Annotated in this window: 15 protein-coding genes and 2 tRNA genes; 10 read left to right on the top strand and 7 right to left on the bottom strand. The window is 38.4% G+C overall.

Annotation, left to right across the window (positions count from 1 at the left end; all coding sequences use genetic code 11):
• Window positions 1-16: 16 nt before the first annotated feature.
• Window positions 17-1,147 carry a DegT/DnrJ/EryC1/StrS family aminotransferase gene (locus AAFN64_RS15760; RefSeq protein WP_347761210.1) on the bottom strand — a complete coding sequence of 377 codons (1,131 nt, stop codon included), beginning with the start codon at window positions 1,145-1,147 and terminating at the stop codon, window positions 17-19.
• Window positions 1,148-1,286: 139 nt separating this feature from the next.
• Between AAFN64_RS15760 and AAFN64_RS15755 the strand changes: the two genes are divergently transcribed.
• The 4 genes from AAFN64_RS15755 (at window position 1,287) to AAFN64_RS15740 (ending at window position 5,586) form a co-directional block, all read left to right on the top strand.
• Window positions 1,287-2,534: a glycosyltransferase N-terminal domain-containing protein gene (locus AAFN64_RS15755; RefSeq protein ID WP_347761208.1), complete on the top strand. Its 1,248-nt coding sequence runs from the start codon at window positions 1,287-1,289 to the stop codon at window positions 2,532-2,534.
• Window positions 2,518-2,967, top strand: a complete 450-nt coding sequence (locus tag AAFN64_RS15750; protein ID WP_347761207.1) for a GNAT family N-acetyltransferase — start codon at window positions 2,518-2,520, stop codon at window positions 2,965-2,967. The genes AAFN64_RS15755 and AAFN64_RS15750 overlap by 17 nt, the downstream gene beginning before the upstream one ends.
• 27 nt (window positions 2,968-2,994) lie before the next feature.
• Complete coding sequence (locus AAFN64_RS15745; RefSeq protein ID WP_347761206.1) at window positions 2,995-5,136, top strand: S46 family peptidase; 2,142 nt, start codon at window positions 2,995-2,997, stop codon at window positions 5,134-5,136.
• 207 nt (window positions 5,137-5,343) lie between these two features.
• Window positions 5,344-5,586: a hypothetical protein gene (locus AAFN64_RS15740; protein ID WP_300484782.1), complete on the top strand. Its 243-nt coding sequence runs from the start codon at window positions 5,344-5,346 to the stop codon at window positions 5,584-5,586.
• A gap of 46 nt (window positions 5,587-5,632) precedes the next feature.
• Here AAFN64_RS15740 and AAFN64_RS15735 read toward each other — a convergent pair whose 3' ends face one another.
• Both AAFN64_RS15735 and AAFN64_RS15730 read right to left on the bottom strand, forming a co-directional pair.
• On the bottom strand, window positions 5,633-5,788 hold the full coding sequence (locus AAFN64_RS15735) for a hypothetical protein (protein WP_347761204.1): 156 nt from the start codon (window positions 5,786-5,788) through the stop codon (window positions 5,633-5,635).
• A 2-nt stretch (window positions 5,789-5,790) separates the two neighbouring features.
• On the bottom strand, window positions 5,791-7,317 hold the full coding sequence (locus AAFN64_RS15730) for a GH3 auxin-responsive promoter family protein (protein ID WP_347761203.1): 1,527 nt from the start codon (window positions 7,315-7,317) through the stop codon (window positions 5,791-5,793).
• 149 nt (window positions 7,318-7,466) lie between these two features.
• Between AAFN64_RS15730 and AAFN64_RS15725 the strand changes: the two genes are divergently transcribed.
• Window positions 7,467-8,261 (top strand): DUF2797 domain-containing protein, encoded by a 795-nt coding sequence (locus AAFN64_RS15725; protein WP_347761201.1) that lies wholly within the window; start codon window positions 7,467-7,469, stop codon window positions 8,259-8,261.
• 104 nt (window positions 8,262-8,365) lie between these two features.
• Here AAFN64_RS15725 and AAFN64_RS15720 read toward each other — a convergent pair whose 3' ends face one another.
• Both AAFN64_RS15720 and sppA read right to left on the bottom strand, forming a co-directional pair.
• Window positions 8,366-10,972 carry an AsmA-like C-terminal region-containing protein gene (locus AAFN64_RS15720; protein ID WP_347761199.1) on the bottom strand — a complete coding sequence of 869 codons (2,607 nt, stop codon included), beginning with the start codon at window positions 10,970-10,972 and terminating at the stop codon, window positions 8,366-8,368.
• Between the two features lie 168 nt (window positions 10,973-11,140).
• The gene (sppA, locus tag AAFN64_RS15715) at window positions 11,141-12,913 is read right to left on the bottom strand and encodes a signal peptide peptidase SppA (protein ID WP_347761198.1); all 1,773 of its coding nucleotides are present in this window, start codon (window positions 12,911-12,913) and stop codon (window positions 11,141-11,143) included.
• A 114-nt stretch (window positions 12,914-13,027) separates the two neighbouring features.
• Here sppA and folK point away from each other — a divergent pair, with 114 nt between their 5' ends.
• On the top strand, window positions 13,028-14,164 hold the full coding sequence (folK, locus tag AAFN64_RS15710; protein ID WP_347761197.1) for a 2-amino-4-hydroxy-6-hydroxymethyldihydropteridine diphosphokinase: 1,137 nt from the start codon (window positions 13,028-13,030) through the stop codon (window positions 14,162-14,164).
• Here the strand turns inward: folK and AAFN64_RS15705 are convergent.
• On the bottom strand, window positions 14,161-14,697 hold the full coding sequence (locus tag AAFN64_RS15705) for an RNA methyltransferase (RefSeq protein WP_347761195.1): 537 nt from the start codon (window positions 14,695-14,697) through the stop codon (window positions 14,161-14,163). The two genes, folK and AAFN64_RS15705, sit on opposite strands and share 4 nt — an antisense overlap.
• A gap of 146 nt (window positions 14,698-14,843) precedes the next feature.
• Here AAFN64_RS15705 and mutS point away from each other — a divergent pair, with 146 nt between their 5' ends.
• The 3 genes from mutS (at window position 14,844) to AAFN64_RS15690 (ending at window position 17,771) form a co-directional block, all read left to right on the top strand.
• Window positions 14,844-17,450 carry a DNA mismatch repair protein MutS gene (mutS, locus tag AAFN64_RS15700; RefSeq protein ID WP_347761194.1) on the top strand — a complete coding sequence of 869 codons (2,607 nt, stop codon included), beginning with the start codon at window positions 14,844-14,846 and terminating at the stop codon, window positions 17,448-17,450.
• A 146-nt stretch (window positions 17,451-17,596) separates the two neighbouring features.
• Window positions 17,597-17,669, top strand: a tRNA-Gly gene (locus AAFN64_RS15695).
• Window positions 17,670-17,685: 16 nt separating this feature from the next.
• Window positions 17,686-17,771: transfer RNA gene (locus AAFN64_RS15690), tRNA-Leu, on the top strand.
• Window positions 17,772-18,056: 285 nt separating this feature from the next.
• On the opposite strand, the gene AAFN64_RS15685 is transcribed toward AAFN64_RS15690, so the two are convergent.
• Entirely contained in the window at window positions 18,057-19,679 is a 1,623-nt protein-coding gene (locus AAFN64_RS15685) for a recombinase family protein (RefSeq protein WP_347761192.1), read from the bottom strand.
• A gap of 1,356 nt (window positions 19,680-21,035) precedes the next feature.
• On the opposite strand from AAFN64_RS15685, the gene AAFN64_RS15680 reads away from it, so the two are divergent.
• The gene (locus AAFN64_RS15680) at window positions 21,036-21,653 is read left to right on the top strand and encodes a hypothetical protein (protein ID WP_347761191.1); all 618 of its coding nucleotides are present in this window, start codon (window positions 21,036-21,038) and stop codon (window positions 21,651-21,653) included.
• Window positions 21,654-22,888 lie beyond the last annotated feature (1,235 nt).

The following is a 22,888-nucleotide window of genomic DNA, read 5'->3' as shown; positions in this document are numbered from 1 at the left end:
ATATACGCGAAAAGGTTTATTTTAAAAATTCCAGAATACTATCGGTAATAAATTTAATCTGTTCGTCATCCAATTCGGTATGCATTGGTAATGAAATCACTTCATTCACCAATTGATTGGTCACTGGGAAATCGGCTTCATTATAACGACTATCGGCATATGCTTTCTGACTGTGTAACGGAATCGGGTAATAAATCGCACACGGAATACCTTTATCGATCAGGTGTTGCATCAATGCATTGCGATCGGCATTCAGAATTCGCAAGGTATACTGGTGAAATACATGACTTCCTTTATCGCCTTTTACAACCGGAGTTACAATATTGGCGTATCCTGCAAAAGCCGCATCATATTTTTGAGCCGCCAACTGACGCGCATCGTTATACGTATCCAGCTTTGGCAACTTCGCATTTAAAACCGCCGCCTGTACACTATCTAAACGGGAGTTCACGCCCACTACATCATGATGGTAACGCACATACATTCCATGGTTTACAATTCCGCGTAATTTATAAGCCAATTCATCGTCGTTCGTAAAAATGGCACCACCATCACCATAGCATCCTAAGTTTTTAGATGGGAAAAATGAGGTCGACGCCACATGTCCAATCGTACCTACTTTCTTTTTACTACCATCGGCATATTCATAATCGGCTCCGATTGCCTGTGCATTATCTTCGATCACAAACAGATTGTGTTCGTTTGCAACCGCCATGATGGCTTCCATATTTGCCGCCTGTCCGAACATATGTACCGGAACAATCGCTTTCGTTTTTGGCGTGATTGCTTTTTTAATTGCTTCCACCGAAATATTAAACGTATCCGGATCAACATCTACCAAAACCGGAGTCAGTTGCAACAAAGCAATTACCTCAACCGTTGCCGCAAACGTAAAATCGGCTGTAATCACCTCGTCTCCGGGTTGTAATCCCAATCCCATCATTGCGATCTGAAGTGCATCGGTACCATTCGCACACGGAATAACGTGTTTTACATCCAGATAATCTTCTAATGCCTTTTGAAACTGATGTACTTGCGGACCATTGATAAATGCCGTTGTATCCAGTACTTCCTGGATCGACTGGTTAACCTGCTCTTTTATTTGTTCGTATTGACCCTTAAGATCAACCATTTGTATTTTTTTCATGTGCTTTCTAAATTGCTTTGTAACGATTCGAAATTCCTTTCCCAAAAGGAATTAAAACAAGCAAAAATACTCATTTAATGACGTTACACCAATCAAATTAACGTAAAGAACCGTAATTTAGCGACACAAATTTTCGCCTATGTTTTTTTTATACGATTTACTGGTTCGGATGGCTGGTTTTCTGATCCGTTTTATTGCTATGGTAAGCCCTAAAATCAAGTTGTTTACCGAAGGCCGGAAAAATGTTTTCACCACATTGGAATCCGCAATACAGCCTACGGATAAAACCATCTGGTTTCATGCCGCATCACTGGGCGAATACGAACAAGGACTTCCGGTAATGGAACAAATCAAAACCAATTATCCGTCGCATAAAATTGTACTGACTTTCTTTTCCCCATCGGGTTATGAAGTTCGAAAAAACAATACCGTAGCCGATGTAACCGTATATTTACCGTTGGACACCCGATCGAATGCCACTCGTTTTATCAAAGCCGTGCATCCCGACCTTGTGTTTTTTATCAAATACGAATACTGGCCCAATTACCTGGACGTTTTAAAACAACAACAAATCCCGACGTATCTGGTTTCCGGTATTTTCCGCGAAAAACAATCGTTCTTTAAATGGTACGGTTCGTTTTACCGAAATGCACTAAAAAGCTTCCGTTACTTTTTTGTTCAGAATGAAAAATCAAAACAGCTTTTACAAAGCATCGGATTTCACAATGTAAAAGTGAGCGGTGACACCCGATTTGACCGGGTTTCGGCCATTTTGGAACGCAACAATACCCTTGATTTTATCGAAAACTTTAAAGCCGACACAACCATTATCGTCATTGGCAGTTCGTGGCCAAAAGACGAAACTTTGTTTGTGAATTATATCAACCGTTGCACCGATCCGGTTAAATTTATCATAGCGCCCCATAACATTAAATCCGAACAAATTCAGGAACTCCAAAAAAGCATTTCCCGAAAAACGGTTTTATTTTCCGGGAAAGATTCGATTACCGATTTAAGCGATTACGACGTTTTTATTATCGACACCATTGGCATTCTGACCAAAATATACAGTTATGCCGACATTGCTTATGTAGGCGGCGGTTTTGGCAAACCGGGCGTTCACAATATATTGGAACCGGCCACTTTTGGCGTACCGATTGTAATTGGCCCTAATTTTTCCCATTTTGCCGAAGCCATAGCCTTGGTCAACATGGAAGGCTGTACTTCCATTTCAAACCAAAAAGAACTTGATGAAGCGTTTTCCAACCTGATTCAGAATGAGGATATCCGTTTCGAAAAAGGTCATATTTGCAGCACCTTTGTACAAATGAATCAAAATGCTACCAAAAGCATTGTAAACCATATTAAAAATGAATACGCAGTTTAAACCTTTGGACCATCAGCATATTCCCGACATCATTGCGATGATGCAGGATTTCTATGCCATCGACAACTATCCTATCGATATCCCGACTTCCGAATCGCTTTTTGTAACGTTTCTTGAAAATGAAAATCATGGAAAAGCCTGGCTGATTTATTCGGATGATATTCTGGTAGGCTATGTGATTCTTACTTTTATTTTTAGTTTTGAATACAAAGGTCGTTATGCCTTTTTAGACGAATTATATCTTTCTGAAAAAGCCCGCGGCAAAGGAATCGGCAAGGAAGCCATCCATTTTATCCAGTCGGAAGCTCTTAAATTAAAGTTAAAAGTTCTTTACCTGGAAGTCGAAAACCATAACGAAAAGGCTCAAAAATTGTATCTTGCCCAGAATTTTACCGATCACAACCGTAAAATCATGAAATACAAAGTCGTATAACCAAAATAATCAAATAAAAACAATCCAATGAAACTTTTAAGACTACTTGTCCTATTGTTCGTTTTACCGGTTTCCGCGCAACAGGGCGGAATGTGGATTCCTTCGCTTTTAAAAGGAATGAACGAAAAAGAGATGAAAACCTTAGGAATGAAAATATCGGCAGCCGATATTTATGATGTCAACAAATCCAGTTTAAAAGATGCCGTACCGCACTTTAATGGAGGCTGTACCTCAGAAGTAATTTCTTCCAAAGGTTTATTATTAACCAACCACCACTGTGGATATGGTGAAATTCAGTCCCACTCAACTGTTGATCATGACTATTTGACCAATGGATTCTGGGCAATGAAACAAGAAGACGAACTACCGAACAAAGATCTGGAAGTAACTTTTATTGTAAAAATTGAAGATGTAACCAATAAAGTACTGGAAGGTGTTGCCGCACTGACAAGTGAAGCCGACAAACAAAAGAAAATCCAGGAAAACATCAATACCCTAAGCCGTACCTTACCAAAGGAATCCTGGCAGGAGAACAAAATCCGTACTTTTTATGACGGAAACCAGTATATCCTGTTCCTAACAGAAACCTATACCGATGTTCGTTTGGTTGGTGCTCCGCCATCATCAATCGGAAAATTCGGATCGGATACCGATAACTGGGTTTGGCCACGCCATACCGGGGATTTTTCTTTATTCCGAATCTATGCCGACAAAAACAACCGTCCGGCTGCATATTCCAAAGATAACGTACCGTACAAACCGAAACATTTCTTCCCGGTTTCTATAAAAGGCGTTAAAGAAAACGATTTCACAATGGTAATGGGTTACCCGGGTCGTACTCAGGAATACCTTCCGTCGTATGCTGTAGCGCAAATTGTAAACGATCTGAATCCGGCAAAAATCGAAGTGCGTGATGCCGCTTTAAAAGTTCAGGACGGTTTTATGCGTAAAGACAACGCGATCAAAATCCAATATGCGTCCAAATATGCCAGCATTGCGAACTATTGGAAAAAATGGATTGGCGAGACCAAAGGTTTAAAGAAATCAAACGCCCTGGCGATCAAACAAAAATTTGAGCAGGAATTCCAGGACAAAGTAGCAAAATCCGGGAAACAGGCCGAATACGGCAATTTGTTAGCTGATTTTAAAAAGAACTATACTGAAATCGCTCCGTATGCCCTGAGCCGTGATTATTATACCGAAGTGGTTCTACGAAATACCGAATTATTGAGTTTCGGATACCGTTTATTCCAATTGGAACAGGTTTACAATGCTAAAGGCGAACAAGCTTTTAACGATCGTAAAAACAACCTGATTGCCGGTTTTGAAGATTTATACAAAGATTTTAATGCAAATGTTGACGAAAAAGTTTTCGAACAGCTAATCGCCTTATATGCTACCAAATCGCCAAAACAATTTTTACCGGCTAGTTTGGTAAATGCCGACACTAAAAAACTGACTCAAGAAGTTTACAGCCAGTCCAAACTAACCAGTTATAATGGTTTAAAAGAATTATTGAATGGTGATGCCAAAACGGTAATCGAACGCATCAATAACGATAAAGGATTCCAGTTGGTCAAATCGATGGCCGATAGTTACCTTAAAAACGTAGCGCCAAAATACGACGAGTTGAATCTTAAAAACATCGCTTTACAACGTACGTACATGAAAGCTATTCTGGAGCTATTCCCGAATAACCGTATTTTCCCGGATGCGAACAGTACCTTACGTGTTACCTACGGAAAAGTAAAAGGCTATAGTCCTAGCGATGCGGTGATCTACGAGCCAATGACGTATCTGGATGGTGTGATCGAAAAATACGTACCGGGTGATTATGAATTTGACGTACCTGCCAAATTAATCTCCTTATATAATAATAAAGATTACGGACAGTATGCTGAAAAAGGACGTATGCCGGTATGTTTTATCGGAACAAATCATACAACGGGTGGTAACTCCGGAAGTCCGGCTTTGGATGCAGAAGGAAACCTTATCGGGTTAAATTTCGACCGTGTTTGGGAAGGAACGATGAGCGATATTCACTACGATCCGGCGATTTGCCGCAACATTATGGTCGATATTCGCTATGTTTTGTTCATTATTGACAAATATGCGGGGGCAAAACACCTTGTTGACGAGATGAAAATCGTTCAAAACAAGAAAAAATAATCGCTTTTTTTCAACCGTGCAAAATATTAAAAAACAGTCAGTTACAACAGAAAACCCAGCAAAAAGGGGCATTTTGTAAGTGAGCTGACTGTTTTTTCAAAAAAAAACATAATCCGGGAGCAAAAAATATTTTAGTAAATATTATTACGTATCAAAAATTTTATATCTTTGCTCCGAATTAATAATTAACCTTTATAATTTAGTAAGATGAAAAAAGTTGTTTTAAGCTTAGCATTAGTAGCTATGATGAGTGTTTCTTTCGTTTCTTGTAAAGAAACTAAAACTGAAGAGCCTGTAACTGAAGAAGTTGCTGCTCCTGCTGAAGAGGCTGTAGAAGCTGCTGCTACTACTGTTGACTCTGCTGCTGCTACTACTGAAGCTGCTCCAGCTACTGAGGCTGCTCCAGCTACTGAAGCTGCTGCTCCAGCTGCTGACGCTGCAAAAAAATAATTAGAACTTTCTAAGAATTTTAAAACCTCGCAATTGCGAGGTTTTTTTATGCCGTTTTAGCAGCTTTTCGAGTTACTATATCCGATTTGAATTCTACCTTTTTACTATCGACATCACATCTTCGCGGACCGCACCCTAAGCGCTTGGGACCACAGGAAGCAAAAAGCACTCCTGCCGCTATAAAAACAATCAGTTTTTTCATAATCATTCAATTTGGATATATTGTAACGCTTTCAGTCGATCCAGATACTCCCGACTATTCGACAGTCGCGGAATTTTATGTTGTCCGCCCAGTTTATCCTGTTCCTTTAACCAGTCGTAAAACAGGTTGGTTCGTGCTACATTCAACACTAACGGATTCAGTGTCATATTATTGTATCGTTTTGCCTCATAATCGGAGTTCACCGTTTGTAAGGCTTCGTCCAGTTTTTTACGGAATAGTTCAATATTCTCCGGTTTTCTACGGAATTCAATCATCCATTCGTGCGCTCCTTTTTCGCGGCCTTTCATAAAGATTGGTGCCACCGTATAATCGATCACCTCGGAATTCGTCTCCTGACAAGCCTTAGCGATCGCCTTATCGGTATTTTCAACCATCAACTCCTCCCCGAATACATTGATATGGTGTTTTGTTCTTCCGGTTACTTTAATACGATACGGATTTAATGAGGTAAAACGCACCGTATCCCCTATCAGATAACGCCACAAACCGGAATTGGTTGTAATCACCACCGCATAGTTTTTATTTAACTCCACTTCCGACAAGCGGATCACTTTCTGTTCCGGTGTTCCAAAAGCATCCATCGGGATAAATTCGTAGAAAATCCCGTAGTCCAGCATCAACAACAAATCATTGGAATTATTCAGATCCTGAATCGCAAAAAACCCTTCAGAGGCATTATAAATTTCGTAATAACGGAAATCTTCTTTTGGCAATAATCGTTTGTACTGCTCGCGATACGGCTCAAAACTCACCCCACCATGGAAATACACCTCAACATTAGGCCATAATTCCACCAGGTTGTTTTTTCCGGTCTCTTCCAAAACCCGGTTTAACAATACCAACATCCAGGAAGGCACTCCGGCAAAACTGGTTACATTTTCCATTACCGTTTCCTGTATGATTGCCTGGATTTTGGATTCCCATTCACTCATTAACGACACCTTGTTACTTGGCGTACTGCTGAATTCGGCCCAGAAAGGCATATTATCAATCAGGATCGCCGACAAATCGCCAAAAAACGTATTGTTATCTTCATACAATTGCTTACTTCCTCCCAAGCGGAGACTCTTTCCCGTAAACAACTGCGAATTTTCATTATTATTCAGGTACAAACACAGCAAATCTTTACTGGCCTTATAATGACAATCTTCCAAAGCTTCGCTACTCACCGGGATAAACTTACTTTTTGCATTCGTTGTTCCACTTGACTTTGCAAACCATTTGATAGGGGTATTCCAAAACACATTTTGCTCCCCTTTTCGGGTTCTTTCGATCAACGGCTCCAGTTCTTCATAGGTCGATACCGGAACGCGCTCTGCAAACGTTTTATAGCTTCTGATGGACGAAAATTCATATTTCTGACCAATAATGGTAGGCTCAGCCGTACGCAATAAGCTAAACAGCAGTTCTTCTTGGACTTCATTGGGGTATTTCAGAAACAATTCCATTTGATGAATTCGTTTTTTCAGTATCCAGGAAGCAATCGAGTTAATTATTGTCAGGGCCATATTTTAGTATATTCCGGTTAAAAAGATTTGTTTTGGCATTATTCAAACCAAAGTTTGTACTTTTACATCATTACCAAAAATAAGAAAAAAACAGCAGGAAACACTCGGCTTCACTGCAAATCCTAATACTTAAACCTGAAATTTATAAAATGCAATACGACGGCGTACTGACCAAGATGCAAACGGAAATCGGGAATCCGATACAATATTACCTTGTTTTTGAAAACAGTTTTTTGAATGTCAACCAATTACTAAATAAAGAGTTGGAGATTGCTTTTCAAGGCTATCAATGTCTGAACTGTGGCAAGAAAAAAAAGATTTTCAGACAGGGATTTTGTTATGACTGCTTTATGTCGAGTGCTTCGGCCGGTGACTGGATTATGAAACCGGAACTCAGCACCGCACATCTTGACATTGAAGACCGGGATTTGGAATATGAAAAAAGAGTCCAGTTACAGCCCCATATTGTATACCTGGCCTTGTCCAGCGAAGTCAAAGTAGGCGTTACCCGAAAAACCCAGGTTCCGACGCGTTGGATCGATCAGGGTGCCATTGAAGCCGTTCCAATCGTAGAAGTTCCGAATCGTTATCTGGCCGGAATCGCCGAGGTCGCACTAAAAGATCATTTTTCAGACAAAACCAACTGGCGAAAAATGTTGCAAAACGAAGTTCCTGCGGTGGATATTGTATCCGAACGCAATAAGTTAGAATCGTTGTTACCGGACGAAGTAAAACCGTATTTCGCACCAACACCGGAAAAACTATACCATCTGGACTATCCGGTTCTTCAATATCCGAAGAAAGTCAACAGCTTAAGTTTGGATAAAACGCCGGTTTTTAACGGACGACTAACCGGAATTAAAGGGCAATACCTGATTTTTGAAGACGGTACCGTTTTTAATATCCGAACCTTTGAGGGCTATGTTGTTAAAATTACAATGTAAAATTTAGTTATAACACCTGACAGGTTTCGAAAACCTGTCAGGTGTAAAGTTTAGATGCAAAATAAAGACACAAAAAAGGCTATCCGTTTGGATAGCCTTCTGTTTTATTCTTCTTTTTTCTTTTTCCCGAACAGCCCCTTTATGGCATTGGCTGCCGTATTTTTAATATCATCTTTCGGCTTGGTTTTAGTTGTATCGGCCGTTGTTCCGGTTCCGGTATTCTTTTTACCACCACCTAAAAGATTTTCCAATGCTCCGGTTCCCTGATTGATCAGTTTATCTTTTTGTTGTTGAATTAACTGATTTGAGATATTGGTAACTGCCTGGTTTAAATCGGTTGAAACCTTAGGATTTTTAAAGCTTCCGGTTAAAATTGCATTGACCGGTATATCCTGTAATTTATTCGCATCCGAAGGCGATAACTTCGCTAACAACTTATTCACATCCGATCCCAGGTATTTCGCCGGCACATCGAATTTCAGATTGTAATTCATTGATTGATCAAACCCGTGTTGTCCACCAACCGTCACTTTAATATCCTGATATTTGATATCGAATGGTTTTACGTTTACTTTTCCATTATCGAACGACAAGTGCGCTTTCAGGTTGTTCAGATTTAACTTATCCAAATCGATAAACTTCAGGTTTCCATCCAAAGCATTCAATAAATTCGAATTCTTTGCATTGATCGATGTCGACAATAACTGCCCTAATAAATCCCCGGAAATCGTTTTCAGATCCGGCGTCATCTCTTTGGCATCCAGATTTCCGGACAACTTGATTGTCGAATTCAGTTTTCCATTGATCACACCGGCAATCGGCGCGATCGATTTCAACATATCCAATTGTGTAAACGACTTCGCGATATCCACGGCATTTAGTCCCAGATTCATATCAAACTTCGGCACCGCTCCTTTGGTCGACACCATACCATCTACCCCAATCTGACCGTCGAACATCGATGTTTTTACGTTTTCCAGTTTTACCGCTTCATCCTTAATGATCATTTTTCCAGAAACCGCTTTTAACGTCAAATTATCATATACCACCGTATTGGCTTTGGCTGTAATAGTACAATCCAGGAAAGCCGGGATTTTCACCGCTTCCTTAGGCGCAGCCGTTTTCGTTTGCGCAGCTTCCGGTGCCGATGGCGTCATAAAATCCGACACCAACAACTGATTCGAACTCATATCGAAATTCCCTTTTAGGACCTGTTTTTTAAAGACAAATCCGTAGAAATTATCCAATGTTCCGGTTACTTTAATATCCGATTTACCGGTTACCGCATCCAATTGATTCAATCGGATCTGGTTTGGATTAAAGGCTACTGTCGCCTGTTTGATCTGGATCGGTTTCGCCAATTCCGGACCGGCATAATTAAACCCGGTCAGGCTGATGTTTCCGGAATTTTGTATGTTCTGATACTGGCTTGTTTCCACCGATTTCATATCAAACTTCGTTACCACATTGGCTTTTAAAATTCCAGATAGCGGTTTTTCCAGTTTTACCGGATAGGCTTTGGTTACATTTGCCAGATTGATCACTCCTTTTAATTCGGCATCTACCAACGCATTTTGTGTAATATTTTTGATATTGGCTTTCGCATTAAACACATCCTGATCAATACGGAACGACAATTTATCCAGATTTACATAGGTATCATTCATCAATCCCGTTTCGTTTACAATATGCGTATCGATCACGATATTCTGTACTGATTTCGGTAAGTCCGGATATTGGAACGATGCATTATCGGAGGCAATTTCGATATTGAATTTAGGAACCGTCGTATCGGTAAGCGCTCCTTTAACCGTACCGTTCACTTTAAAATCACCCGTTGTTTTTACCGTATTCAGATTTCCGGCATAGGCTTCCGGCACTAACCCAAGGAAGTTTTTAAACGAAGAAGTAGGCGTTTTAAATTTAAGATCATATTCCTGACCTTTTTCCACCATTTGAATAAAACCATCAAACTCCAGCGGCAACTGGTTGATCAGTGCTTTATTCTCCTTAAAAGTATATTTTTGTTTTTCTAAGTCAATTCCTAAAACCGCATCCAGGTTAAGCGATACGTTTTTCATATACTTCACCTTGTCCATATCCAAAGACAATTTGGCCGATGATTTTGTTATCAGATCCAATTTCTGAGCGGCAAAATTCCCTGTTCCTTCGTGATTCAGGCTATCCACCACCATTTTGATTTTGGACTTCTCGTCACTATACGTAAAACGCAGGTTTTCGATCTCGTATTTTTTCAGATTAAGCGCAAACGGCTTACTTTCGGACGGTTCGTTTTCTTTCTGATCTTTTAACGCAATGTCAAAATTCCCAAGGCCGTCTTTATTAAAGATGATGTTCACGACGCCGTCTTTCGAGTAGAAACCGTCGATTTTCATCGCTTCGCCGTCTTTTTTAAACAACTCCTTAATAGACATTTTCAGGTTTACCTCGCCGGAATAAAAAAGCGTATCCCCTTCGAACGGCGCTTTATTGATCACACTAATCTTATCGATTGTAATGTTCGCATTGGGAAAGCTTTTAAACAAACTGAGATCCACATCTTCAAAAGCGACTTTGGCATCTACATTTTCATTAATGGCTTTGGCAACCAACTCCTTGATTTTGTCTTTAAACATAAACGGAACCGCCGCCAGCGTAATTATCGATAACAGTAAAAAGATACCGAAACCTTTTAGGATTTTCTTTAACATAACTCGAAATATTTATCTTACGAATTTACTACAAAAATTAAACCAACTTATTTACTGATAACAGAAAATAAGTTGGTTTGTTGTAAAAAGCCTTTAAAAGGCTGTATTTATTTTGCTTTCCGGAAACTTTTCACCGGAATTTGTAGCATTTCTCTACAATACGGGATCTTATTGAATCACCAGTTCGAATGGCATCAACGCCTGAACACCTCGTTGTTGTTTGGCTCTTCGGATTTGTTCAATCACCTGATAGCCTTCGTCTCCGATTTGTTCTTTGATCAACGCTTCACGGCTTTGGAACATCGATACACTACCTCCGGTTAAACCGCGAAGCATATCCTGTACCGTTTTGTTGTATTCCGGATAATCTTCCGTTTTGTATTCTTTGATTTTTGCCAATGAAGCCGCATGTTTGATTGCCTGATCCAATCCGCCCATTTTATCGACCAATCCGATTTTAATGGCGTCTTTTCCAGCCCAAACACGTCCCTGAGCGATACTATCCACCTGAGCAAATGTCATTTTTCTTCCAGCAGCCACACGACTTACAAAGGTATTATAGATATGTTCCACACCTTCCAACACTACATTTTTATAGTTTTCATCCAACGGTTCGAAAACACTGTAACCGGATGCATTTTGGTGTGTTTTTACCTGTTCGGCATTGATTCCTATTTTTTTAGCCAACGGACTAAAGTTTGGCAATGTTCCGAAAACCCCGATTGATCCGGTGATCGTATTTGGTTCGGCAAAAATGGTATTGGCATTACAAGCGATATAATAACCACCCGAAGCCGCCAGATTCCCCATAGAAACCACTACCGGTTTTTTCTTTTTGGTTAATTCGATTTCTCTCCAGATTAATTCCGATGTCAGCGCACTACCTCCCGGACTATCAATTCGTAAGACAACTGCTTTTACATTATCGTCGTTACGCGCATCCTCTAACGAACGACGCATTGAACCTTCGCCGATATAGCTTACATCGCCTTCACCGGAAAGAATTTCACCTTGCGCATAAATAATCGCGATGCGATCTTTAGCCGTATAACTATCGTTTGTATTGGCTACGTTACGGGCATAATCCAGAATGTCAACTTTATTGTATTCTTCGTCTTTTTCTACTTTTAAAGCGCGACGGATACCGTTATGATACTCGTCTTCATAACCGATTTTATCGATTAATTTTTTAGCTTTTGCTAATTCCGGTGTTCTGGCACCAAGATTATTGGCAATCGCATTTAGGCTATCTACAGAAATTTTACGGCTTTTGGAAATATCATCCACTACGGTAGACCAGATTGAATTCAATAAAACCGTCATCTGCTCGCGGTTGGCCGGGCTCATTTCATTTTCTAAAAACGGCTCTACGGCACTTTTGTATTTTCCGTGACGAATTACTTCCATTTTTACACCGGTTTTATCCTGAAAATCTTTAAAGAATAAGATTTCGGTAGAAAGACCTTTAAAATCCAGTTCTCCTACCGGATTCACATATAAGGTATCCGCAACGGAATCCAGATAATATTCCCCTTGTGAATAGGCATTGGCGTAGGCTACCACAAACTTTCCTGATTTTTTAAAATCTTCCAGTTTGTCACGAACCGCTTTACGCTGTGCAATACCAATCATTGCCGTATTGTTTACGATCGAAATTCCTTTGATTTTATCATCAGTCTTAGCCGCCTCAATCGCATTTAATACATCGACAACACCGTCGTGTTTGGCTTGGAAATAATTAAAATCGGCAAAATTGAATTTTCCACCGTAATCCTGTTTTACTTCCGATAAATCGAGTTCGATAACCGAATTGTCTTTAATTGCTACTTTATTGTCATCTCCTCCGAAAATTACTTTAATAAGTACAATTCCGAAAAACAACACCATAAAAAACACAAATATCCCCACTATTGTGGCCAGTACGTTTCCTATAAATCTCATTTCTTTTTCGTTTTTATAATAAGTAGGTGTTTTTCCATAATTGTTACAAAACAATTTATCAACACTTCCAACAAATATACTTTAATTCTAAAATTCTTTTAGTTATTTTGCCGTATGCGCAGTCAGAATCAAGTAGTAGTATCATTAGGAAGCAACCAGGGAAACCGTATTGAAAACATTCAAAACGCCATTAACCTGATTCATAAAAACATAGGCACCGTTATTCGTATATCACGACTTTACGAGACGCCATCATGGGGATTTGAAAGCGATGCCTTTTATAACTGCGCACTGGTACTTCACACGCATCGTTCGGTTGAAACCGTACTGGAAAAGATTTTGGCTATCGAAAAAACACTGGGTCGCATCCGCAGCACTCAGGAAGGTTATCAGGCACGTACGATCGATCTGGATATTATCAGCTGTGACGAAATGATCATTGATACTCCGGATTTGCAGGTTCCACATCCGCAAATGCAACACCGTTTGTTTGTGCTACAACCGCTAAACGACCTACGATTGGATTGGATACATCCGGTTTTAAAGAAAAGTATTTCCGAACTGATCGCTATTACTTCCGACAACAGTACGTGTACCGTAGTGGGCAAGCTTGCTTCGCCTCTTGAAAAATTCGAACTGCAACATTTTAACTATATCGCGATAGAAGGAAACATTGGCGCCGGAAAAACAACCCTTGCCACCAAGATTTCGGAAGATTTTAATGCCAAATTAATTCTGGAAGGTTTTGCCGACAATCCGTTTCTTCCAAAATTTTATAAAGATCAGGCGCGCTATGCGTTTCCATTGGAAATGTCGTTTTTGGCCGATCGTTATTTACAACTGTCCGATGACCTGGCGCAATTCGACCTTTTTAAAGACTTTATTGTCGCTGATTACCATATTTTTAAATCGTTGATTTTTGCCAAAGTAACCTTAGGCGAAGATGAATTTCGATTGTACAAAACGATGTTTGACATCATTTATAAAGAAATGCCCAAACCCGGATTGTATGTGTACCTGTATCAGAACACCCCGCGCCTGTTGGAAAACATCCGCAAAAGAGGTCGTTCGTACGAACAGGAAATCCCGGCCGAATATCTGGACAAAATAAACAGAGGTTACCTGGATTATATCAAATCGCAAAGTAACCTCAACGTATTAATTATCGATGTGTCCGATTATGACTTTGTGGAAAACCAGGAAGACTACCTTCAGATTCTGGACATGATTTCCGCAAAAATAAAAGCCTAACCTTCGAACTGCATTTTTCGGAACAGATCCCAAACCACAATTCCGGCACTAACCGAAATATTCAACGAATGTTTGGTTCCCAATTGCGGAATTTCGATCGTACCATCGGCAGCATCGATCGCCTGTTGCGCGACACCTTTTACTTCATTTCCAAAAACCAGCGCGTATTTGGCATCCGCTTCCGGAATAAAATCCTGTAAGAATACCGAATGTTCCACCTGTTCGATTGCAAAAACCGATACTTTTTCCTTTTTCAGATTTTCGATCACTTCCAATACATCTTTTGCATATTCCCAGGCTACCGTATCGGTCGCACCTAAAGCGGTCTTATGAATTTCCTTATTCGGAGGCGTCGCCGTAATGCCGCACAGATAAATCTTTTCGATCAGGAACGCATCCGCCGTTCTAAAAACCGATCCGATATTGTGTAAACTCCGGATATCATCCAGTACAATAATAATCGGTGTTTTATCGGCTTCCTTGAATTCGGATATATTTTTTCGTTCTAATTCGCTATTCGCTAGTTTTCTCATCTTTTTTCAAATACTAAACGGCAAAATTAATCATAAAATCCGATAGTAAACCGGCTTTATGACAAACATTAAGTTCGGATTGTCCCCTTTACTTTTTCTAAAAAATCCTTACTTTCGCTTTTTACAAAACATAAAATCGAAAAGCCTTGTCAACAAAAGAAAAAACACCGAAGGAAACCCCTTTAATGAAGCAATACAATGAGATCAAGCGAAAATATCCCGATGCCTGTTTGTTGTTCCGCGTGGGCGATTTTTACGAAACTTTTGGTGACGATGCCGTTCGTGCCTCTCAAATTTTAGGCATTACCTTAACCAAACGCGGTGCCGGATCGGATTCGGAAACCGCATTAGCCGGATTCCCGCATCATTCGTTAAACACCTATTTACCGAAACTGGTAAAAGCCGGACTACGTGTAGCCATTTGCGATCAGTTGGAAGATCCGAAAATGACCAAAACGATCGTAAAACGCGGTGTTACTGAACTGGTTACTCCCGGAGTTGCTTTAAACGATGAAGTATTACATTCCAAATCAAATAACTTTTTGGCTTCGGTACACTTTGGCAAAAAAACATTAGGTGTTTCCTTTTTGGACGTATCGACCGGTGAATTTTTAACCTCACAGGGAAATGCCGAGTATATCGACAAGCTGCTTCAAAATTTTAGTCCGAGTGAAATTCTGGTGCCTAAAAATCATAAAAATCAGTTTAAAGAAACTTTTGGCGAGCATTTCCATGCTTTTTTTCTGGAAGACTGGATTTACAAGGAAGATTATGCCTTTGAAACGCTTACCAATCATTTTCAGTCCAACTCCCTGAAAGGATTTGGCGTGGACGAACTTCCCGAAGGTTTAATTGCCTCGGGTGCGATTTTATATTACCTATCCGAAACACAACATAACAAAATACAACATATTACCTCTATCCATCGTATAGCCGAAGATGCTTATGTTTGGATGGATCGCTTTACGATTCGCAATCTGGAATTGTATCATAGTACGAATCCAAATGCAGTGACTTTATTAGACGTAATCGACCGGACGCTTTCGCCTATGGGAAGTCGTTTGCTAAAACGCTGGTTGGCGCTTCCGTTAAAAGACGCCGATCGCGTAAAAGAACGTCACAATGTGGTGGCCTATTTTAAAGAAAATCAGGAGGAATTACAAAAAGTACAATACCAGATCAAACAAATCTCCGATCTGGAGCGTCTGATTTCGAAAGTCGCCACCGGAAAAGTAAGTCCGCGTGAGTTGATTTACCTGTGCAATTCTCTGGATGCGATTATTCCGATTAAGACCATCGCTCAGGAAAGCAGCAATCCATCGGTCAAAAACATTGGCGAAAAACTACATTCCTGTGATGTATTACGCGAGAAAATCAAAGTCAACCTAAATCCCGATGCTCCGGTAGCGATCAACAAAGGAAACGCTATTGCGACCGGAATCCACGACGAACTGGATGAACTGCGCCGTATTGCTTTTTCCGGAAAAGAATACCTGGAAGCTTTGGAAACCCGTGAAAGCGAAAAAACCGGTATTCCGTCGTTAAAAGTATCCTTTAACAATGTATTCGGGTATTATATTGAAGTCCGAAACACCCATAAAGATAAGGTTCCCTCCGAATGGATCCGCAAGCAGACCTTAGTGAATGCCGAGCGTTATATTACCGAAGAGCTAAAAGAATATGAAAGTAAGATTTTAGGTGCCGAGGAAAAGATTTACAAACTGGAACTGGAATTGTTTGAGCAACTGGTATTATGGGTATCGACGTATATCAAAGCGGTACAGGTAAACGCCAATCTGGTCGCACAACTGGACTGTTTGACTTCTTTTTCGCAACTGGCGATCGAGAATCATTATATTCAACCGACAATTGACGAAAGTTTTGAACTGGAAATTAAAAACGGTCGTCACCCGGTTATTGAAAAACAGCTACCAATTGGTGTTCCATATATTGCCAACGATGTTTTTCTAGACAACAAAACCCAACAGATCATTATGATTACCGGTCCGAATATGTCCGGTAAATCGGCTATTTTACGTCAGACAGCCTTGATCGTATTGCTAGCTCAAATGGGAAGTTTTGTTCCGGCCGAAAGTGTCCGAATGGGAATTGTCGATAAGATCTTTACCCGTGTCGGCGCGTCGGATAACATTTCGATGGGCGAATCGACTTTTATGGTTGAAATGAACGAAACGGCCTCCATTTTGAACAATATTTCCGATCGAAGTCTGGTATTACTGGACGAAATTGGCCGTGGAACGAGTACATACGACGGTATTTCGATTGCCTGGGCGATTGCAGAATATCTTCACGAACATCCGGCAAAACCAAAGACGCTGTTTGCCACCCACTACCACGAGTTAAACGAAATGGAAGTGATCTTTGACGGTATTCAGAATTTCAACGTTTCGGTAAAGGAATTAAAAGACAACGTCCTTTTTATCCGTAAGCTTGTAAAAGGCGGCAGTGCGCACAGTTTTGGTATTCATGTGGCCAAGATGGCCGGAATGCCGCAAACGGTGATCCAGAAGGCCCAGAAATTGCTTAAAAAGCTAGAGAAGGATCATTCGAGCGAAGCCTTGGCTGGCGTAAAGTCGGATAAAGACGAAATGCAACTGAGTATTTTTAGTCTGGACGATCCGTTATTGGAAGAAATCAAGGAAGAAATTCTAAATACGGATATCAACACGCTAACGCCCGTGGAAGCGCTGATGAAGCTGAACGAGATCAAACGAATGCTGACCAAAAAATAATTCTATAATTAACCTAAAGGTTATCAATACATTAAAAAAAGATTTTATTTTTTTTCAGGAAAAGACTTGTATAATTAGATTTATGTACTAAATTTGCATCCGCAATACAGAACAAGTATAGCGACGTTCTAAGAAAAAAATAAAATGCGAAAATAGCTCAGTTGGTAGAGCGCAACCTTGCCAAGGTTGAGGTCGCGGGTTCGAACCCCGTTTTTCGCTCAACTACCTTATTAATGCTCGAGTGGTGGAATTGGTAGACACGCTGGACTTAAAATCCAGTGAACAGTAATGTTCGTGCGGGTTCAAGTCCCGCCTTGAGTACAAAAGCTTCAAACTATGTTTGGAGCTTTTTTGTTTTATAATAATTTGAATATCAATTATTTACAAAATAAATCTAATTTCAATTCCTCGTTTTCTTCAAAATTGTGTTTTTACCCTATCGAACCAATTCAACAAAACACAAACAGCTAAAAATCAAAATATTACAACCTAAAAATCAGGTTTCTCAATCCATTTTAAGTTAGTTTCCCAGCATGTTGGTTGACAGGACATGAACCACTACAACAAACTGATTTACAAGCAAAAATGAAATCAAAAAAATCATTTTTACCCTCTAATGATCAACAAGGTTATTTTCTTTAGGAAAACGACGATATTTTTAAGATTTGTAGGTTGAACCATTTTCTTTTCCGTGAAGTAATCTTGAATGAAGATTAAATACTTTTCATCCATTACCTGGAAAGAACCTGATTCATTATTTTGATCGTCTTGTTTTGGATTTGAATTCTTGATATTAAAAACTATCCTTGTGGGCTCATTCACCATTTCATCAAAACCTTCTTTTAACAAAGTCGCTTTTTCAGGCAACATATAGCTAATAAGCTCTCTTTTGACATCTAACGAAGCTTCTGTATAAAAATCATACAGTTTATCCAAAACACAAGAAATCCCTTTAGAAGATCCATTTTTAGACAGTATGGCCAACTGCTGTACTTCTTCAACATATGTTTTGATTTGTCTTTTACAATTGGATTGTATTAAGAGATAATCATCATAATCGATATCTCCTTTTACAAACAAATCATGCGCATTAACCATTTTATCCGAAAACCGCTCTACCATGGAGGCCTTTTGAGCTCTTTCTGATTCAGTTTTTCGATCGGATGCAGTTTTGAGATTATCCTGAATCATTTCTACTAAAGTAGCATAGGGTTCATTTGCTTTTAGATTCTTTAGAAATTCAACAAACAGATGGTTTACCTCATCCGCTCTTATACGGAAATTGCACCCCGGATGACAATGATAATAATGATACTTTTTAGACCGTCCTTTTGAAGCACTTCCTGTTAGGCTTTTACCACATTCCGGACAAGACAAAAAGCCTCTTAATATAAGCTCTTCGTACAATACTTTTCTTTTTGATGTTTTTCGCTTGCGCTTATCAATCACCGTCTGAACTTTTTCAAATAGTACAGATGAAATAAGCGGTTCATGCGCACCGTCAATATCATACTCTTTTCCGGTATTCGAATCGAAAACTCGAATCTTTCCGCAATAAATCGGGTTCTTTAATAATCTAAAAAAATTGCTTCTACTACATTGCAATCCTTCCGAAATCATTTGATTATAAACATCCCCTACACTAAATATGTTTTTTGCTACTTCCTCAAAAGCTTTTTTCAACAATTTAGCCTCCGGTTCTTTTAATGCTATATATTTCATTCCATTACTGGTCTGCCTGTTTTGATAACCTAACGGAGCCTTACCGATCCACTTCCCTTCTTGCTTTGCTTTTAATATTCCTCGCTTAACCCTTTCACTCAACCTAGCATTTTCTGCTTCTGATTCAACAAAACTTATCGCTAGTCGGTATTGAGATTCCATAGTACTAAAATCAACCGGATGATCTACTGTTTGGACACTCACACCAAGTCTTTTTAGTTTTTCAATCATTGTGTACGAATCGATAATACTTCTACTAAAGCGATCCCAACTGGTAAACAACAGCATATCCACACCAGTCTTTTTAGTTTTTAGGAAGCTAAAAAGCTTTTTCCATTCTGGTCTATTGAACGATTTTGCAGAACAATCTTCATAAACCGTATCATATATTTTGACATTATTATCCCTGCAATACTTCTCCAGTCTATCCAACTGACTTCTTTGTGAATACCCTCTAGCCGCTTGCGCTCCCGTACTTACCCTGATATATAAAATTGCTGTCGGCATATAATATGTTTTACATAATGAAACAAAAACAATATCATCGCAAAAGCAGGCCGCTCTTACAACGTTATTGAGTGATGAAGACTAGCTCTTTTTATGCCTTAAAAACTAAAAGAGCATAAAGAGCCTATCGATATTTTTTAGGGGATCGTTTTTTACAAAGATAGAATTGTAAAGATATTATTTTTTATCCAGAATACCTTGAACGTTTATTTTTAATACCTTAGACAAAAGACAATAACTACAAAACATTATACCAAAAGAGTAACATGAGTTTACCGTTTTCCGAAAAGCTACCTATCTCGAAATTAGCATCTGCTTTTAATAATACTTCAGCAACATACAAATTTTACTGGCTCATTGCTATTGTTGAAGCAATAGAGGAAGATCGATTGAATTTAGACAAAAAAGCACTGTTTGCCAGAATGATCAGCAATGCATGATATACCGTAAATTACTTTCATATTTCTTTTGGACAACAGGACATTATACAACAAGCAGTAAACACAATTATCATCACAGAAAAAATCGCAATAGACACTGCAAAAAACAACATTTTAAAGCAACTTTGTGAGAGTCAAAATTCTATTACTGTAAAATCATTAAACCATTTCAACAAAAACGTACCTCATTGGTTCTTATCACCTTGGTTTCCCAGAATCAATAATGAAAATGATTCTCAATATCGAAAAAGGATTTATTCCGAATCAAAAACATTTGCGAATCACTCGTTATACGCTATTTTTGATGATCAAATAAAAATAAATCCGGAATGGGTGTCTTACATCAAACAAAATGGCAGGATACTAAAAGATTTTTGCCATTGGAATTTGTCTTTATTCCTTCAGACACGTAATCCAAACGTTCCTAACATACAAGGTAAATTGATAAAGCCCGCAATACGTGGTTCTCTGATCAAACAGCGGAAAAATTATTGGGATATTATTTTTAACGAATTAGGCACGATTGACTGTATCTATACAAATAAAAAACTATACATCGATAAATATGCCCTGGATCATTTTGTCCCATATGCTTTCGTCACACATGATCTAATATGGAATCTTGTTCCGATAGATACACAATATAATTCTTTTAAAAGCGATAAACTTCCTGAATTAGAAAAACACTATGATCGTTTTTTCAAGATTCAGAAAATAGGTCAATCCTTTCGTGTGGCTTTTTTATTTCACACATTTTACTTTTGTAGCTTCGTCGTATATTTTTAATATTTTTGTTTTCAGAACATTTGGCTAACAAAAATAAACCACAAGCGAATAGTTCGCACAAAGCCGGGAGGCTTTGCGCAACGGGTAATATTACAAAACTATATAGAAATATTTTAAAATAATAATAAAAATGGAAAGACCCAAAATTTATACACTTAACTGTGATCACAATATTGGAAGGATTGGGGCTGGTTCTTTTAGGGTTCAGCAACCAATTTGTCCAGAATGTAACCGCACATTGGTCAAAGAGATAAAATATTCAGAACTTGAATTTGAGTTTGATGAATATAATGGTGAAGATATGTTTTTTTCTATGGGTTGTCTAATAGTTTCCCAGAGATTATTTGATGTGCTTGAAGAAAAAAATGTCAAAGGCTATGCTCCTATAAAAGTCAAAAATAAAAAGTCAAAATATTTTGAAGGCAATTTTAAAGAAATTGGTTTATTTATATATCTGGCAATCTTTCCACCACAAGTTAAGAATATTCCGATTGCATATAAATTTGGAGAAATGTGTAACGAATGTGGTTTGATGAAGGTTGATTCTGATACCATAGATATGGATTTAATGCTTAGGGAAAATAGTAATAATCAGGATTCATTAAGAGTTTATTTCGATTCTTGGAATGGAAATGATATTTTCAATTTCTTAGATCATACTGAAATAGGAGTAACTCAAAAGTTCCTTGATGTCATCAAAGACTTTAATTGCCCAGAAAATATTGTTATTCCTGCCGAGTGGATATAATAATTTCCCCCCGTTACCACACAAAAAGAGCCTATCGATATTTTTTAGGGGATAGTTTTTTACAAAGATAGAATTGTAAAGATACTTTTTAAAAAAATTAAAACCAACTTGAATATCTAGTCAATCTCATAATATCTTACCTCAGTAACCACATAAAAAAGTCCGGGATAAATTTATCCCGGACTTTTTTAAACACCATTTTTTCGAACAAATAATAGTGTTTTTTTACTTTATCACCTCGGAACTTGACAGTACATCGAACACCTCTTCCCCACCTTCAACCAGAATATTGACCCAAAGTGACTCCATTTGTCCAAGATCTGCTTCGAATCGGTTCGAGATTTGTACCACAGTGGGTACAAAAGCTTCAAACTATGTTTGGAGCTTTTTTGTTTTATATCTATTTGCATTTTCACACTTCTTTCCGGCAATACAATTCTAGCTCTATATTAAAAGAACAAACGCAAAATCAAGCCAACCTCAACCATCAAACAAAACATTCGGGAATAAACCTTAAATAAGCCGACAAACACCTTATTTATTCTTTTACATTTATTCTAAAAACCACAACTTTTAGATCTGTACTTTTATTTGATCACACAAATTACAGAACCGGATCGCGCGGATTTGCAATCCGTGCCTAAAATAAAAGAAACAAACTCTAGAACTTTATCTATTCTCTTACATTTATTCTAAAAACAAAACTACAACTTTATGACCTATACTTTTATTTGATCATACAAATTATAGCTCCAAGATAGCCATTGACTAACCATTGACTCACGCTCTTTTTAATAAAAAAGCCCTAACCATAACGTTAGGGCTTTTACTTTATTTATTGTATGCACGGATTACAAATCCGCGCGATCGGGATTATCAGGATTACTATGTTTTAAGTATTAAAAAAAGAAAACATAATTCTAAAAAACTTACAATCAAATAAAATGTTTTCAACTTTATTTTCGTGTTAATAATAAAAGAGAATGGATTAACCAATCCTTCAAATCTTTTAATTACATAATTTTCTAATATAGAATTATATAATTTAAAAACATACACAAATAGTATCAAAAAAAAGTCCATACATACAATTATAGGAATCACTTCCTCAATTTCATCATTATCCCAAAAACTATTGACATAAAAAAAAGAAACTAACAATATAAAATTAACCAACAGAAATCGAATCTTGTATAGGCTACTATCTTTTTTATAAAGATTGAATGAAAAAAAAT

The organism is Flavobacterium sp. CAU 1735 (assembly GCF_039888695.1).
In the GTDB taxonomy this organism is placed as follows: Bacteria; Bacteroidota; Bacteroidia; order Flavobacteriales; family Flavobacteriaceae; genus Flavobacterium.
The sequence above is the reverse complement of the archived record's forward strand: the minus strand, read 5'-3'. Positions and strand labels throughout refer to the sequence as shown.